Origin of the sequence: Streptomyces cyaneofuscatus (genome assembly GCF_042718795.1) — a bacterium.
GTDB classification, from domain to species: Bacteria; Actinomycetota; Actinomycetes; order Streptomycetales; family Streptomycetaceae; genus Streptomyces; species Streptomyces cyaneofuscatus_A.
In genome coordinates, this window is record NZ_JBHXOX010000008.1 from 177,003 (window position 1) to 191,584 (window position 14,582).

The 14,582-nt window shown below is 71.9% G+C and carries 15 protein-coding genes; 9 read left to right on the forward strand and 6 right to left on the reverse strand.

The features are described from left to right. Positions 1-8: 8 nt before the first annotated feature. Positions 9-755, forward strand: a complete 747-nt coding sequence (locus ACFWRT_RS11090; RefSeq protein ID WP_380950544.1) for an imidazolonepropionase-like domain-containing protein — start codon at positions 9-11, stop codon at positions 753-755. Between the two features lie 20 nt (positions 756-775). On the opposite strand, the gene ACFWRT_RS11095 is transcribed toward ACFWRT_RS11090, so the two are convergent. After that, entirely contained in the window at positions 776-1,780 is a 1,005-nt protein-coding gene (locus ACFWRT_RS11095; protein WP_380950543.1) for a DUF3152 domain-containing protein, read from the reverse strand. After that, positions 1,777-2,166, reverse strand: a complete 390-nt coding sequence (locus ACFWRT_RS11100) for a hypothetical protein (RefSeq protein WP_380950542.1) — start codon at positions 2,164-2,166, stop codon at positions 1,777-1,779. The genes ACFWRT_RS11095 and ACFWRT_RS11100 overlap by 4 nt, the downstream gene beginning before the upstream one ends. A gap of 370 nt (positions 2,167-2,536) precedes the next feature. Here ACFWRT_RS11100 and ACFWRT_RS11105 point away from each other — a divergent pair, with 370 nt between their 5' ends. From ACFWRT_RS11105 to ACFWRT_RS11125, 5 genes are read left to right on the forward strand one after another with little or no spacing between them, the layout of a single operon-like run. Further along, on the forward strand, positions 2,537-3,400 hold the full coding sequence (locus tag ACFWRT_RS11105; RefSeq protein ID WP_381121257.1) for an ABC transporter permease: 864 nt from the start codon (positions 2,537-2,539) through the stop codon (positions 3,398-3,400). A gap of 55 nt (positions 3,401-3,455) precedes the next feature. Continuing rightward, positions 3,456-4,508 carry a taurine ABC transporter substrate-binding protein gene (locus ACFWRT_RS11110; RefSeq protein WP_380953499.1) on the forward strand — a complete coding sequence of 351 codons (1,053 nt, stop codon included), beginning with the start codon at positions 3,456-3,458 and terminating at the stop codon, positions 4,506-4,508. Then, on the forward strand, positions 4,492-5,322 hold the full coding sequence (locus tag ACFWRT_RS11115; RefSeq protein WP_380953500.1) for an ABC transporter ATP-binding protein: 831 nt from the start codon (positions 4,492-4,494) through the stop codon (positions 5,320-5,322). The genes ACFWRT_RS11110 and ACFWRT_RS11115 overlap by 17 nt, the downstream gene beginning before the upstream one ends. Positions 5,323-5,359: 37 nt before the next feature. Continuing rightward, the gene (locus ACFWRT_RS11120; RefSeq protein WP_380953566.1) at positions 5,360-6,286 is read left to right on the forward strand and encodes a TauD/TfdA dioxygenase family protein; all 927 of its coding nucleotides are present in this window, start codon (positions 5,360-5,362) and stop codon (positions 6,284-6,286) included. 30 nt (positions 6,287-6,316) lie between these two features. After that, positions 6,317-7,009, forward strand: coding sequence for a demethylmenaquinone methyltransferase (locus ACFWRT_RS11125; protein ID WP_380953501.1), 693 nt, complete (start codon positions 6,317-6,319; stop codon positions 7,007-7,009). A 79-nt stretch (positions 7,010-7,088) separates the two neighbouring features. On the opposite strand, the gene ACFWRT_RS11130 is transcribed toward ACFWRT_RS11125, so the two are convergent. Further along, positions 7,089-7,619 (reverse strand): GNAT family N-acetyltransferase, encoded by a 531-nt coding sequence (locus ACFWRT_RS11130; protein ID WP_380953502.1) that lies wholly within the window; start codon positions 7,617-7,619, stop codon positions 7,089-7,091. A 97-nt stretch (positions 7,620-7,716) separates the two neighbouring features. On the opposite strand from ACFWRT_RS11130, the gene ACFWRT_RS11135 reads away from it, so the two are divergent. Then, a complete protein-coding gene (locus tag ACFWRT_RS11135) occupies positions 7,717-9,000 on the forward strand; it encodes a geranylgeranyl reductase family protein (RefSeq protein WP_380953503.1) in 1,284 nt (427 codons plus the stop codon). A gap of 51 nt (positions 9,001-9,051) precedes the next feature. Here the strand turns inward: ACFWRT_RS11135 and ACFWRT_RS11140 are convergent, their stop codons facing one another. From ACFWRT_RS11140 to ACFWRT_RS11150, 3 genes are all read right to left on the reverse strand, one after another. After that, a complete protein-coding gene (locus ACFWRT_RS11140) occupies positions 9,052-10,845 on the reverse strand; it encodes an ABC transporter ATP-binding protein (RefSeq protein WP_380953504.1) in 1,794 nt (597 codons plus the stop codon). Positions 10,846-10,946: 101 nt separating this feature from the next. After that, complete coding sequence (locus ACFWRT_RS11145; RefSeq protein ID WP_380953505.1) at positions 10,947-12,116, reverse strand: asparagine synthase-related protein; 1,170 nt, start codon at positions 12,114-12,116, stop codon at positions 10,947-10,949. A 123-nt stretch (positions 12,117-12,239) separates the two neighbouring features. Then, complete coding sequence (locus ACFWRT_RS11150) at positions 12,240-12,392, reverse strand: triculamin-like lasso peptide (protein ID WP_380953506.1); 153 nt, start codon at positions 12,390-12,392, stop codon at positions 12,240-12,242. 572 nt (positions 12,393-12,964) lie between these two features. On the opposite strand from ACFWRT_RS11150, the gene ACFWRT_RS11155 reads away from it, so the two are divergent. Together ACFWRT_RS11155 and ACFWRT_RS11160 are read left to right on the forward strand one after the other, a co-directional pair. After that, complete coding sequence (locus ACFWRT_RS11155; protein WP_380953507.1) at positions 12,965-13,690, forward strand: helix-turn-helix transcriptional regulator; 726 nt, start codon at positions 12,965-12,967, stop codon at positions 13,688-13,690. 14 nt (positions 13,691-13,704) lie between these two features. Then, a complete protein-coding gene (locus tag ACFWRT_RS11160) occupies positions 13,705-14,574 on the forward strand; it encodes a GNAT family N-acetyltransferase (RefSeq protein ID WP_380953508.1) in 870 nt (289 codons plus the stop codon). The last annotated feature ends 8 nt before the right edge of the window (positions 14,575-14,582 follow it).

Here is a 14,582-nt window from a genome sequence, read left to right on the forward strand (position 1 = left end):
CCCCCCCTGTGCTGACGATTCACGCCGCGCCGCTGGTCCTTCCGGTCGGCGCGGCGCCTGTTGGGGAGGGCGCCGGTGGTGGCGCGGCGCCGGTCGGGGAGGGTGCCGGTGGTGGCGTGGCGGCCGTTGGGGAGGGGGCCGGAGGCGGCGCGGTGGCCGTCGACGGCGACCGGATCGCTGCCATCGGACCGTACGAGGAGGTCGTCGCCGCCCACCCGGCCGCCCGGGTCCGCCGCTGGCCCGGCATCCTCACGCCCGGACTCCGCCAGGACCGGGCCCGCGAGCTGCTCACCCGCTGCTACCACCCGGACCCGCGCGAGGCCGACGAGCTGGGCGAACTGCCCCTGTGGGGAGAGGCGTTCGAACGGCTGGCGGCGACGATGGACACGGCCCGGCGGGCGGGCAGCGTACGGCGCGGGCTCCAGCGGATGCTGCGGCACGGGACCACGCACGTGGTGGGCCCGTTCGGGGCGGACGAGCCGGCCCTGCGGACGGCGCTCTCCCGGTCCGGGCTGGTCCAGGTCCCCGGGCGACCGGTCCAGGTGCCGGCGCGACCGGGAGGCGGTCCGCCGGACCTGGATCCCTTCGCGGCCGGCGGCGACCTGGCCGCCACCGCCCACGGCCCGCTGACCGTGGGCGGCCGCGCGGACCTTGCCGTCTTCGACGTGGTCGACGAAGCGGCGCTGCGCGCGGGCGGGGCGGTCCACTGCGTGGCGACGGTGCTCGCGGGACGGCTCGTGCACCGCGCCCGCTGAAGCGGCCCCCAGCAGGCCGCCTACGGCACCTTCGGCCCGCCCAGATAGCGCCCCTTGGCGTCGTACGGCCAGGCGTTGGCGACGCACCCCTTCAGCCCGTCGATCTGCTGCATCATCGCGGGTGCGGGGCGTCCCTTCCCCGGGCAGGTCTCATGGCCGCGCCCCAGCCAGTGGCCGACCTCGTGGTTGATGATCAGGGCCCGGTACTCGGCGACGGGCCCGTCGAACTGCGGTGAACCCAGTTGCCAGCGCTTCAGGTTGACCATCACCTGTTCGCCGCCCCGGCAGTTGACCTCGCCCCGGGTCTTCAGCCCGTAGGCGCCGCAGAGCCGGTCCGTGGTCGCGGCGGTGCCTATCTTCACCACCAACCCGGCTGATTTGTCCGTGACTTGGCGGAACGAGCGCTCGCCGCCGTGGCTCCAGCCGCGCGGATCGGCCAGGATCGCCGCGATGTCCTCGGCGGCCCGGTCGGGGTCGACGCCGATGCCGTCCTCCACCTCGACCCGGTAGGGCTCGCCCGTGCCGGACGTCGTGACGCCCGCGCGGGCGACGGTGAACGTGCCGGGGCCGGAGGCGGGCACGTCGGAGGGCCGGACCGGGCGGTCGTCCTCGGCCGAGGAGGAGGGCGTGGGCTTCGGCTTCGGCTTGAGCTTCGGCTTCGGGGATGCGGTCGACGGATGGGACGGTGGCGCGATCGGGGTCTCGGCGTTGTCGGCGCCCGTCCCCGGGCCCGCGTCGGCGGTGACGGACGGGCCCGCGCTCTGCCAGGGCCGGTCGATGAACACCGCAACCAGGGCCACGGCCGCCAGGACGAGCACGGCCAGCCCCGCCGTCCGGCGCCGGTTCCGGCGTCTTCGCCGCTCACGGGAGCGGGAGAGCGACCTGCTCGCGGACCGGCTCCTCGGTAGGCGCCCCGGGCCGCCCGACCCGGTCCGGTCTCCCGGCAGGACGCGCAGCCGGAACGTCTCGGTCTCGCGGGCCGGTTCGTCGCGCGGCAGCGTGCCGAGGCCGCGGCGGCCCGTCATCGTGTCTCCCCGGGGTGCGGCGACGGCACGAACGGCTCGGCGCCGGACCGGGCCGGATCGGGCGTGGCCGTCGGCGCGGCGGGTGGCGCGGCGGGCGGGGTGGCGGGCGGTGTGGACCAGGGCGTGGCCGGGGGCGTGGACCGGTGCGGCGTGGTCGGTGCGGTCGGCGTGGGCGGGGAGGCGGGTATCGGCATGCCGGTTACGGGCTCCGTCGGGTCGGGGGAGGGGTCCGGCGCGGGCCGGGTGGGCGAGGGGTCCGGAGTGGGGGAGGGTTCCGGCGTGGTGCGGGTGAGAGAGGGGCCAGGAGGAGGGGCGGCGGGTTCGGCGTCGGGTGTCTGGCGCACCAAGGATCCCAGCACGGCGAGGCCCAGCGTCACGGCGGTCACCGCGCGAGCCCGACCGGCGGGACGGAACGTCTCACTCCGCGGTACGAATCTGGTGGAGCGCGGAGCGCCTGTGCTAGAACAACTGCCGTGACAGTCGATCGTTTTCTGGTGGAGTGCCTCCACATCGATCTCTGCCGCGTGTCCAGCGCTTCCTGTTGTTGAAGCCCTGCCGCGGCATCCTCAGCGATGCCCTGACACGTTGGAACGCTGACCCGTTGACGCGCTGACGTCTTCGCGCTCGCTCTCCCCGTGTGCCCACCCGTCGGCCGACTCTTCGGCGGGCCCACCCTCCTTGCCTCCCGGCGGTCGTCCGCTCCCGGCTTGTCACCAAGTCCGGTGGTCTGCCCTGCCCTTGTCCCCGGAGCCCTCCATGACCACGCCCACTTCCGTACGGAAACGGGCCACCGACGCCCCGGCCCCGGCATCCGCCGTTCGGCGGCCGGAGCGCGGTGCGCGCCTGCGCCGCGCCGGGCTCCGCCTGGTCGCCCTCGCCGCCCTCCTCGCGCTCTGGCAACTGGTGATCGTGCTCCAGCTCTGGTCCCCGGTGCTGGTCCCCTCGCCCGCCGCCGTGTGGCGGGCGCTGCTGGAGACCTCCGGTACGCACGACGGGGTGCGCGGCTACCAGGGCCACACCCTGATCGAGCACCTCGGCATCAGCCTGCGCCGCATCTTCATCGGGGCCGGTGCGGGCGTGGTCGCGGGGCTCGTCGTCGGTGTGCTGATGGGGACGCTGCCGTGGGTACGGGTGGTGCTGGAGCCCGCCGTGGCCTTCCTGCGCACCCTGCCCCCGCTCGCCTACTTCAGCCTGCTGATCATCTGGTTCGGCATCGACGAGGCGCCCAAGCTCTGGCTGCTCGCCATCGCCGCGATGCCGCCGGTCGCCGTGGCCACCGCCTCCGCCGTGGCGTCCGCCCCGACCGCCCTGGTCGAGGCGGCCCGGGCGATCGGGGCCCGGCGCGGGCAGGTCGTGACGTCGGTCGTGCTGCCCTCCGCGCTGCCCGAGATCCTCGTCGGCGTCCGCCTCGCCTTCGGCATCGCGTACTCCTCGGTGGTCGCCGCCGAGACCGTCAACGGGCTGCCGGGCATCGGCGGCCTGATCCGGGACGCCCAGCGCTACAACCAGTCGGACACCGTCGTCCTCGGCCTCTTCGCCATCGGCATCTCCGGCCTCCTCATCGACGCCGGGCTGCGGGTGCTCTCCGACCGGCTCGCCCCGTGGCGACGCCACGCGTAGACCGCCCCTCCACCACCCCTCGCCCTCCATCCACCTCCGTACGAAGGAAACACACATGGCCGGAACACGCGGTTGGCTCCGCCTCTCCTCGATCGCCGCGGCACTCGGCGCCCTGCTGGTAGTGACGGCCTGCGGTGAGGGCGGTTCCGGCGACGGGGGCAAGGACGGCGGCACGACGATACGCATCGCCTACCAGGCCTTTCCCAGCGGCGATCTGATCGTCAAGGAGAAGGGCTGGCTGGAGGAGGCGCTGCCCGGCTACGACATCAAGTGGACCAAGTTCGACTCGGGCGCCAGCATCAACACCGCCTTCGTGGCCGGTTCCGTGGACCTCGCGGCGATCGGATCCAGCCCGGTCGCCCGGGGTCTCTCCGAGCCGCTGAACATCCCGTACCAGGTCACCTGGGTGCTCGACGTGGCCGGGGAGAACGAGGCGCTGGTCGCCCGTAACGGCTCCAAGGTCTCCTCCGTGAAGGACCTGGAGGGCAAGAAGGTCGCCACCCCGTTCAGCTCCACCTCGCACTACAGCCTGCTCGCCGCCCTCGACCGGGCCGGGGTGGACGCCTCGAAGGTCCAGCTCCTCGACCTGGAGCCGCAGGACATCCTGGCCGCCTGGACGCGCGGCGACATCGACGCCACGTACGTCTGGCTGCCCACCCTGGAGGAGCTGAAGAAGACCGGCAAGGTCCTCGTCTCCAGCCGCGAACTCGCCGCCGCCGGCAAGCCCACCCTCGACCTCGGGGTCGCCTCCACCAGCTTCCTCAAGGCCCACCCCGACGTGCTGCCCGCCTGGCGCAAGGCCCAGGGGCAGGCGCTCGACCTGATCCACGACGACCCCGACGCGGCCTCCGCCGCCGTCGGCAAGCAGCTCGGTATCAGCCCCGCCGAGGCGGGCGCCCAACTCCAGCAGGGCATCTTCCTCAAGCCGGCCGAGCAGGCCGACGCCAAGTGGCTCGGGACCCCCGGCAAGGTCGGCGGTCTCGCGGACAACCTGCACAGCGCGGCGCGGTTCCTGGTCGACCAGAAGCAGATCGACTCCGCGCCCGACCTGGACAAGCTGCGGAAGTCCATCCACGTGGAGGGGCTCACCGATGCCGTCTCTCCCTGACCCGGACACCGCTCCCGCACCCGAGCGACGGACGACCGGGTCCGTCGTCTCCGTCGTCTCCGTACGCGACGTCGAGCACACCTACGGCGGCCGGGGTACGGAGACGGTGACCGCTCTCGGCCCGGTCTCCCTGGAGATCCCGGCCGGGGAGTTCCTCGTCCTCGTCGGCCCCTCCGGCTGCGGCAAGAGCACGCTGCTGCGCCTCATCGCGGGCTTCGAGCGGGCCTCCTCCGGCCAGGTCGAGGTGTTCGGCGAACGCCCCGAGCCCGGCGACCAGGCGGGCATCGTCTTCCAGCAGCCCCGGCTCTTCCCCTGGCGCACGGTCGGCGACAACATCGGCCTGGCGCTGACGTACGCGGGCGTGCCCCGGGCCGAACGGGCCGAGCGGACAGCCGAGTTGCTGGAGCGGGTCGGCCTCGCGGACACCGCCGGCCGCCGCATCTGGCAGATCTCGGGCGGCCAGCAGCAGCGGGTGGCCATCGCCCGCGCGCTGGCGGGCGGCAAGCGGCTGCTGCTGCTCGACGAACCGTTCGCCGCGCTCGACGCGCTGACCCGGGAGCGGCTCCAGGAGGACCTGCGCACGGTCTCCGCCGAGACGGGGACCACGTCGGTCTTCGTCACCCACAGCGTGGACGAGGCGGTCTTCCTCGGCACCCGCACGGTCGTGCTCAGCGCCCGGCCGGGCCGCATCGCCCTGGACATCCCCATCGGCCTGCCGCGCACCGGCACCGGCCCCGACGAACTGCGCGGGCTGCCGGAGTACGCCGCGCTGCGCGCCGAGATCGGTACGGCGGTACGCGACGCGGCCCGCTGACGTCACGCCCTTCCGGAGGAGGAGAACCATGAGCACCATGACCACCACCACGACCGCCCCCGCCCTGCGCGACCACCGCGTCCCCGCCGACGGGCTGTACGAGGGCCCGCGCACCCTGCGCCGGGTCCCGGAGGGCTGGACGGACCGGCCGTACGAGCTCTTCGAGCTGGTCCCGCGCGGCCGGGTGATCGGCGCCGAGATCCACGGCGTCGACCTGTCCCGCCCCCTGCAGAGGGCCGTGCGCGCCGAGCTGGACCGGGCGCTGCTGGAGTGGAAGGTGCTGTTCTTCCGGGAGCAGCACCTCACCTCGCTCCAGCAGCGCGCCTTCGCCGGGCACTGGGGCGAGCTGGAGACCAACCCGCTGCTCGCGACCGGCGACGACCCGGAGGTGGCCCGCCTCGACCGCGCCACGGTCCCCACCTTTGAGAACGTCTGGCACGCCGACGTCACCTTCCGCGAGCGCCCGGCGCTCGGCGCGGTCCTCCAGCTCCGCGAGGTCCCGCCGGTGGGCGGGGACACGATGTGGGCGGATATGGCGGCGGCGTACGACAACCTCTCCGAGGAGGTGAAGGAGCGCATCGAGGGGGCGCGGGCGGTGCACGACTTCATCCCCGGCTTCTCCCGCTTCTACCCGCCGGAGCGGCTCGCCCCGCACCAGGAGCGGTTCCCGCCGGTCGAGCACCCGGTGGTGCGGCGCCACCCGGTCACCGGCCGCCGGACGATCTTCGTGAACGCGTCCTTCACGACCCGGATCGTCGGTTTCGCGCAGGAGGAGAGCGACCGGCTGCTGAGGCTGCTGTTCCAGCAGGCGCACGCGCCGGAGTTCCAGGTCCGGTACGCGTGGCGGGCGGGCGATGTCGCGTTCTGGGACAACCGGGCCACCCAGCACTACGCCGTCAACGACTACGCCCCGCACCGCCGGGTCGCCGAGCGGGTCGCGATCGCGGGGGACCGCCCCCACTGATCCTTACGGGCAGGCTGCTTGAATGGAGAGGTGACCCGAGCCTCCCTGGACAAGCAGCCGCACGAAGTCGCCTCGATGTTCGACGGTGTGGCGGCCAACTACGACCTGACCAACGACGTGATCTCGCTGGGCCAGGCCCGGCAGTGGCGCAAGGCGGTCGCGGCAGCGGTCGACGCCCGCCCCGCGCAGAGGATCCTCGACCTGGCGGCGGGCACCGCGACCTCCTCGCAGCCCTTCGCCCAGGCCGGTGCCTACGTCGTGCCGTGCGACTTCTCGCTCGGCATGCTGGAGGTCGGCAAGCGGCGCCACCCGTGGATGCCGTTCACGGCCGGCGACGGGATGAAGCTGCCGTTCAAGGACGAGGTCTTCGACACCGTCACGATCTCCTTCGGGCTGCGCAACATCCACGACACCGAGACCGCGCTGCGCGAGCTGTACCGGGTGACGAAGCCGGGCGGCCGGGTCGTGATCTGCGAGTTCTCGCAGCCGACCTGGGCCCCGTTCCGCACGGTCTACACCGAGTACCTGATGCGCGCGCTGCCGCCCACCGCCCGGGCCGTCTCCTCCAACCCGGACGCGTACGTCTATCTCGCCGAGTCCATCCGCGCCTGGCCCGACCAGCCCGGCCTCGCCGCACTCCTTCAGAAGGCGGGCTGGTCGAAGGTGGCGTGGCGCAACCTCACCGGCGGCGTGGTGGCCCTGCACCGGGCCACCCGCGCCTGACCTCCGTACGAGACCTCAGCCGTACAAGGCCTCCGCCGTACGAGGCCTCCGCCGTACGAGGCCTCCGCCGTACGAGGCCTCAGAGCTCCAGCCGGTAGCAGCGCGCCTCCTGTCCGGGGCGCGGGGTGGTGAAGGTCTCCGCGAGCCGCATCCCGAGCCGTTCCGCCACCGCGACGGACCGGGCGTTACGGGAGTCGATCATCGCGACGACGTCCGGCACCCCGGCCGCCCGCAGCCGCTCCAGCGTGGTGCGGGCGGCGGCGGTGGCGTACCCGCGACCCCAGGCGGCGCGCCCCAGCCGCCAGCCGATCTCGATGGCGCCGACCGGACCGTAGTGAGTGTGCGGCCACGGCTGCGCCCCGGTGAAGCCGAGCACGGTGCCGTCCTCGTCGGTGACGGTCCACAGGCAGTAGCCGAGCTCCGCGTCATGGCGGCGCTGGCGGGCGGTGAGTTCCTCGTACACGGAGAAGTCCGCTCTCCGGCCGCCGAAGAACTCCATCACCTCGGGGTCGTCGAAGACCCGGTGCCAGAACAGCGCGTCCTCGTCGGTCGGGACGCGCAGGCGTACCGAGGGGGCCGGGGCGGTGGGCGGAACAGGTGCTATCGACATGAGGGAGCCCTTCGGAGGGTTGTTCAGCAGGCCCCCATAGACTGCACGGGACATGTGCCGCGCGGCACGCGAATTCGAGTCTTCGGGAGATCCGACCGTGACCGAGCCCCTCTCCGAGCACAGCGCGGACGTCATCGTCGTCGGAGCGGGCCCAGCCGGCTCCACGACCGCGTACTACCTCGCCAAGGCCGGACTCGACGTCCTGCTGCTGGAAAAGACGGCGTTCCCCCGCGAGAAGGTCTGCGGCGACGGCCTCACGCCGCGCGCCACGAAACAGCTCGTCTCCATGGGGATCGACATCTCCGAGGAGGCCGGCTGGCTCCGCAACAAGGGCCTGCGCATCATCGGCGGCGGTGTCCGGCTCCAGCTCGACTGGCCGGATCTCGCCTCCTACCCGGACTACGGACTGGTCCGCAAGCGCGACGACTTCGACGAGCAGCTCGCCCGGCAGGCGCAGAAGGCCGGCGCCCGGCTGTACGAGCGCTGCAACGTCGGCGCCCCGATCCGCGACGAGCGCACCGGCCGCATCACCGGCGTCGAGGCGAGGGTCGGCGAGGAGAAGACCCCGCTCACCTTCCACGCCCCGCTCGTGGTCGCCGCCGACGGCAACTCCACCCGGCTCTCCCTCGCGATGGGCCTGCACCGCCGCGAGGACCGCCCGATGGGCGTCGCCGTCCGTACGTACTTCACCTCGCCCCGCCACGACGACGACTACCTGGAGTCCTGGCTGGAACTGTGGGACCGCCGCGGCGCCGAGGACCGCCTGCTCCCCGGGTACGGCTGGATCTTCGGCATGGGCGACGGCACCTCCAACGTGGGCCTCGGCATCCTCAACTCCTCCTCCGCCTTCAAGGAGCTGGACTGGCGCGAGGTGCTCAAGGCCTGGTGCGCCTCGATGCCCGAGGAGTGGGGCTTCACCCCGGAGAACATGACGATCCCCATCCGGGGTGCCGCCCTCCCGATGGCCTTCAACCGTCAGCCGCACTACACCAAGGGCCTCCTGCTCGTCGGCGACGCGGGCGGCATGGTCAACCCGTTCAACGGCGAAGGCATCGCGTACGCCATGGAGTCCGGCCAGATCGCCGCCGACGTCATCGTCCAGGCCCACGCCCGCGCCACCCCCGCCCAGCGCGAACTGGCCCTGAACAACTACCCGAAGGTGCTCAAGGAGACCTACGGCGGCTACTACACGATGGGCCGCGCCTTCGTGAAGCTGATCGGCAACCCGAAGGTCATGAAGGTCGCCACCCAGCGCGGCCTGACCCACCCGCTGCTGATGAAGTTCACGCTCAAGATGCTGGCCAACCTGACCGACCCGACGGGCGGCGACGCGATGGACCGCATCATCAACGGGCTCTCGAAGGTGGCCCCGAAGGCCTGAGGCCCGGGCGGCAGCCGCCCTCCCGCCCGTCGGGAGGGCCCGGCCTCCCGGTCAGGCGTTCACCTGGTGCAGGGGCAGGTGGTCGCGTACGTCGTCGTAGCTGCCGGAGGCGCGGACCTGCCCGGCATCGAGGACGACCACCTGGTCCGCGGACCGGATCGTGGACAGGCGGTGGGCGATGACCAGGAGCGTGCACTCGGCGGAGACGCGGTGCAGCGTCCGCGCCAGCAGATGCTCGTTGGCGGCGTCGAGGTGCGAGGCCGGCTCGTCCAGCAGGAGGATCTCCGGCCGGGCCAGCAGCGCGCGGGCGATCGCCACCCGCTGCTGTTCGCCGCCGGACAACGACGAACCGTGCTCGCCGACCTCGGTGTCCAGACCGGACGGCAGCCGGCTCACCAGAGCCGTCAGGCCCGCCATCTCCACGACCTGGCGGAGCCACGCCGCCTCGGCATCCGGCGCCGCGTAGGTGATGTTGTCCCGCAGCGTGCCGTACATCAGCGGTGAGTGCTGTTCGACCAGGCCGATGCGGGCCCGCCATTCGGCGATGGAGTGCCCGGTGTGGACGTCACGCCCGTCGAAGGTGATGCTGCCGCCGTCCGGCTCGTAGAACCGCCCGAGAAGGCTGAACAAGGTGCTCTTGCCCGCCCCCGACGCCCCCGCCACCGCCGTGCAGCTGTTGCGCGGCACACGGAAGGAGGTGCCCCGCAGGATCTCCCGGTCGGTGTAGCGGAACCGCAGATCCCGCAGCACGAGTCCCGAGCCGGAGGCCGCTGGGGCCGCTGGGGCTGTTGGGGTCGCTGAGGCCGCTGGGGTCGTGGGGGCTGCTGCGACCACGGGAGCCGCCGGGGCTGTCGCCGTACGGCTCTCGCGCTCGGTCTCGACCGGCAGTTCCAGTACTTCCTGGGTCCGCTCCAGTGCCGCGAGCCCCGTCTGGAGCGCCGGAGCGATGTCGAACAGACCGGACATCGGCGCGGCCAGGTAGTTCACGTACAGCAGGAACGCCACCAGTTCACCCACGGTCATGGCCCCCGATGAGACCCGGGACAGGCCCACCACGATGACCACGATCAGCGAACCCTGCACGGCGAGGTCGATGGCCGGTGACACGACGGCGGAGAGGCGGGCGGCCCGCACGTTGTGCGTGTGGACCGTGCCGTTGCGCTCCGCGAGGGCGGCGGACTCCCGCGACTCCGCACGGTTGACGCGTACGGTTCTGATGGCGCTGAGGACCCGCTCCAGGTCGGCGGCGAGTGCCCCGGTGGCATCCTGCGCCGCCACGGTCTCCCGGCGGATTCCCTTGAGGACCACGGCCACGACCAGTCCGGAGCCCAGGGTGACCGCCATGACCACGGCGGCGAGCAGCGGGTCCAGCCAGACCATCATGGTGACACCACCGGCGACGACGATGCTGTTCACGACCGCGTTCGCGACGTCCGTCGCCAGGACGTCGCGCAGGAGCGTGGTGTCCGTCGTCGTACGGGAGATGAGGTCGCCGACCCGCTGCCGGTCGTACACCGCCATGCGCAGCCGCAGCAGTTGGTCGATCAGCGCCTGCCGCAGACGCCGGACGATACCCTCACCGGCCCGGTCCAGGCGGTACGTGGACCAGGCCTGGAGCAGGGCCTGCCCGGAGAAGAGGGCGGCGAGGAGACAGAGCAGCCCGACCACGGAACGGCCGTCCGTCGCCGCCTCGATGGTCCGGTTGACGATCAGCGGCTGGGCCAGCCCGAGCCCGGCTCCGGCGAGGGCGCAGAGGAGGGCGATGAGCAGCATGCGACGGCTGCCCCGCGTCCAGCTCCACAACTGCCGGAAGGTGACGCGGCCGGCTTTCGGTTCTTCGTCCATGGCTCCGCAACGGTCCTGATGCGATGGGTTCGGCACACACTGCGCGGTTCGACACACACTGTGCGGTTCGGCGCGCTCGGTGTGCGAGAGGGGCGGGCAGCTCAGTCGACGAGGTCGTACCCGCGTTCGACGGCCGTGGACAGCCACTGCTCGACCTCGACGATACGGGTGGCGACCATCGGGTCCAGGTCCCCGCGAAGGGCGCTGTGGCTGAGTATCCCGTTGTCCAGCAGGGTCTTGGCCGCCAGCTCGGCCGGATCGACCCGGTCGACGATCGCCCGGCCGAAGATCTGTTTGGCGGTGGGCAGTCCGGCCAGTGCGCCGGGTGGCATCAACCTGATCACCTGGGACTTCATCCGCCAGTACGCGTGGGGGTGGCTCGGGTCGTAGCGACGGTGCAGGGGCAGCCGTTTCGCGCGCTCGGAGAACTCCGGGTCCAGGAAGGGGTCCTCGTTGCGCATCAGACCGGCGGTGCGCAGCCGCTGGTGCGGGTAGAGGTCGCTCCAGGCCTCCATGGCGGCCAGGGAGGTGTGGTGCCGCTCGTGCAGCTCCACCAGGGAACGGATCCAGCCGTTCGTCCAGCCGTCGGCGATGTCGCGGTACGGCGCGGCGAGGAAGTCGTGCGGGGGGTTGCGGCACAACTCCGGCCAGGAGCAGGCGAGGTAGGTCATCGCGCGCCGCCGTCGGCCGGTGAGCCCGGCCAGCAGCCCGACCGCTTCCAGCTTCGCCGTACCGTGGTGTTCACCCCGGTGGTCGCGCCAGTAGGCCCGCAGAGCGCGGGGCCCACGGCTCCGTAGCACGGCCGAGGTCACGTACTGTCCGCTGCCCAGGAGTTCGTCGGCTCCGTCGCCGGTTAGGAGCACGGTCGCCCCCGCCTCGTGGGCGACTTCGACCAGGAGCCGGTTCGCCTCGGGAAGCGCGTCCAGCCGGGGGCCCTCGGGATGCCACTCCGGAGCGCCGGCCGGCCGCTGGGAGAAGGGGACGATCCGCAGCTCGCACCGTGGGCCCAGGCCTTCGAGCAGTCGGCGGACATAGGGGATGTTGGACTGTCCGCGGTCGTCGATCATCTCTATCGCGACCGCCGTGACTCTGCGCTGATCACCGTGTTCCAGCACGGTGTTGGACAGGACGGCGAGGGAGTCGAGACCACCGGAGGTGGCGACCGCGACCCCCTCGCTGTCACCGACAGCACGCCGGAGCGAAGCGAGGAAATCCGCCCGCAGATCGCGGACGCGAGGATCACCGGCGGGCCACGGGGCCTCCACGGCCATGGGCGGCCCACCCTCGAAAGGGTGGATGGGACCGAATTCCCCCCTGATCGCCGGCCAGGTCAACCATAAGGCCAGCCTGCTCCGGGATATTCGCTCGGGCGGCATGCTGTCACCTGTCTCTTCCTACTTGCGGGCGCTGCGGTCCAGCGTCTCGGAAAGGCTGGCGAGAGTGGCGCGGATGGGGCCGGTGTTCTCGGTGGACTCCACTTCCGCGATGAAGCGGCCACGCACGCCCTTGCCGCGGATGCCGTCGCCCGGCTTGCTCTTCTTCGACATTTCTTTTCCCTTCGGTCGGACGGGAACGAGGAGGAGGTGTACTCCCCTTGGATGGAAGAGAGACGGCAAGAGGAATTGCCGCTCGCTTCGGTATCCATGAGATCCCGTCGACCGTGCGGATGGCAACAGAAGCAATTGGACGAAAGATCTGTACGATACGCGAGGCGTCCGTCTTTTAGCACGAGGAAATGGTTTCCGGGGGACGGCCATTCGGACAGTTTGCGGACAGGATCGCGCTCGGGGCGGTGATGTGAACGGCGACTTCAGGCCGACCGTGTGCGGTCCCGGCGGTGGCCGACACCGTTGCGCGGTGGCGGGAAATGCGGTGGGGGAGGTGGGGTGGGAATGCGTCGCCACGGGTCTCGGGCCGTGTTCGGAGGGCCTGTACCGGGTCGCTGGAATTCTTCCCTCGGTGCACATGAAGGACTGGCCGATGATTGCCCGTCCGGGACGGATGTGATCCACGTCTCAAGGGTGCCTCCTGCCCTCCGGGTTACCTTGATCGGGACCTGTCCTGTGAATCAGGTGAATACGCTGACCTGATCCATGTGCTTGGTTGGGGGAGTGTCGTCATGGGGCGACCGTTACGAGAACTGACTCCGTATGTATCGGCTCGGCACCGGTTCGGCGCCGAGCTGCGCCGGCTGAGAAGACAGTGCGGTATGTCGCAGGCGGAACTCGGTCTGTGGGTGATGCACAGCGGGTCCACGGTTTCGAAGGTCGAGAAGGCTGAACGGTGGCCGAGCCGGGAATTCGCGCATCGCAGCGACGAGGTTCTGTGTGCCGGTGGGGTATTGGTCGAACTCTGGATGAGGGTGCAGGAGGAAAGAAGCTCGGAAGAATCTTCCCCGGGGGGCAGGGGCCCGGAGAGCGAGAGCAAGAGCGAGGGCGAGAGCAGGAGCAAGAGCGAGAGCAAGGGCGAGGGTGAGCGGAAGGTGGAGGACGGGGACGGCGGACGTGGCGCGCAGGAATTCGCCCTCCTCGGCGAGATACTGACGGTCCCGGACCGGCAGCGGCGGTGCGATCTCCTCCGGCTGGCGGGCCGGATCGCCGCCGACCTCAGAGATCTTCGGGCGATCGTCGCCGAACACCATGACGCCGCGCGGCTGCGGAAGCGGGTCGAGCAGGTGATCCACCTGCTGTCCGAGGGCGCCGGGCCGTCGGACACGGGCGTGGCACCGCATGGGGGGCCGGTGGCGGGTGATCCGGCCGACCGGGCGTTCCCGCCCCAGAGGTGGAGATCGGCGCATTCCCATCGCCGTACACGGCCCGTTCTGGACAGAGGAGGGGAGCGGTGACGATGGTGGGACCCGTGTCGTCTTCTCCGTACCCCGCACTCCGCCCCTACGCCCGCGCCGACCTCCCGGCAGTCCTGGCACTGCTCGACGAGGACCGCCTCCCCGGCCAACCGCAGGCCACCTCCGAGCTGTTCGCGGAGGCGTCGAGGGGGTGTACCGAGGCGGACGCCCCCTGGTGGGGGGCGTACAGGGTGCCGGACGTCCACGTGGCGGTCGGCTCAGGCGGTGCGATCGTCGGGACCGTCGCCTGTGCGCGGCGTACGAAGGACGGGGCCGGGCTGATCCCGTGGCTGCACTGCCGGGAGGACCCGGCGGTGGCGGAGGCCCTGCTCGCCCATGCCGCGGCGGCCCTGTCGTCGGCGGAATCGATCGACGCGTTCCCGTTCGCCACCCCCCTCACCCAGGGCCTCGAAGGCCTGCCGGTCGGCCGACGCCCCGTGACCCATGCGGCGTTGGAGCGCGCCGGTTACGCCGGTGAGCGCCTCTGGCGCTACATGCGGGCCGACCTGCCCCGTGCCGGTCTGCCCCGCGCCGAGGACGTACGGGTCGGCCCCGCGCCGGACCGGGGGGCCTCGCAGCGGCTGGAGGTCCTACGCGACGGGCGGAGCGTGGCCGAGGCGGTGATCGGCCACCCGGTGCAGGGGATCGGCGTCCTGTGGTGGATCGAGGTCGACGAGGAGGCCCGGGGGCGTGGCACCGGCCGCGCCCTGCTCGGCTCCGCCCTCGACGTGCTCGGCGGACTCGGCGCCACACAGGTGGTCCTGTACGTGGACGACGACGAGCCGCCGGGCGGTGAACGTGACCGCACGGCGGCCAACCGGCTGTACGAGTCCGCCGGGTTCGTGGAGGTCGATCACCTGTGGTCCTACGCCCGGCGGGACTGAGGCCTCAA

Coding starts and splice junctions, on each gene's coding strand:
- ACFWRT_RS11095 (WP_380950543.1), bottom strand. CDS start 1,780: ATGACGGGCCGCCGCGGCCTCGGCACGCTGCCGCGCGACGAACCGGCC.
- ACFWRT_RS11105 (WP_381121257.1), top strand. CDS start 2,537: ATGACCACGCCCACTTCCGTACGGAAACGGGCCACCGACGCCCCGGCC.
- ACFWRT_RS11110 (WP_380953499.1), top strand. CDS start 3,456: ATGGCCGGAACACGCGGTTGGCTCCGCCTCTCCTCGATCGCCGCGGCA.
- ACFWRT_RS11115 (WP_380953500.1), top strand. CDS start 4,492: ATGCCGTCTCTCCCTGACCCGGACACCGCTCCCGCACCCGAGCGACGG.
- ACFWRT_RS11120 (WP_380953566.1), top strand. CDS start 5,360: ATGACCACCACCACGACCGCCCCCGCCCTGCGCGACCACCGCGTCCCC.
- ACFWRT_RS11130 (WP_380953502.1), bottom strand. CDS start 7,619: ATGTCGATAGCACCTGTTCCGCCCACCGCCCCGGCCCCCTCGGTACGC.
- ACFWRT_RS11140 (WP_380953504.1), bottom strand. CDS start 10,845: ATGGACGAAGAACCGAAAGCCGGCCGCGTCACCTTCCGGCAGTTGTGG.
- ACFWRT_RS11145 (WP_380953505.1), bottom strand. CDS start 12,116: ATGGCCGTGGAGGCCCCGTGGCCCGCCGGTGATCCTCGCGTCCGCGAT.
- ACFWRT_RS11150 (WP_380953506.1), bottom strand. CDS start 12,392: ATGTCGAAGAAGAGCAAGCCGGGCGACGGCATCCGCGGCAAGGGCGTG.
- ACFWRT_RS11155 (WP_380953507.1), top strand. CDS start 12,965: ATGGGGCGACCGTTACGAGAACTGACTCCGTATGTATCGGCTCGGCAC.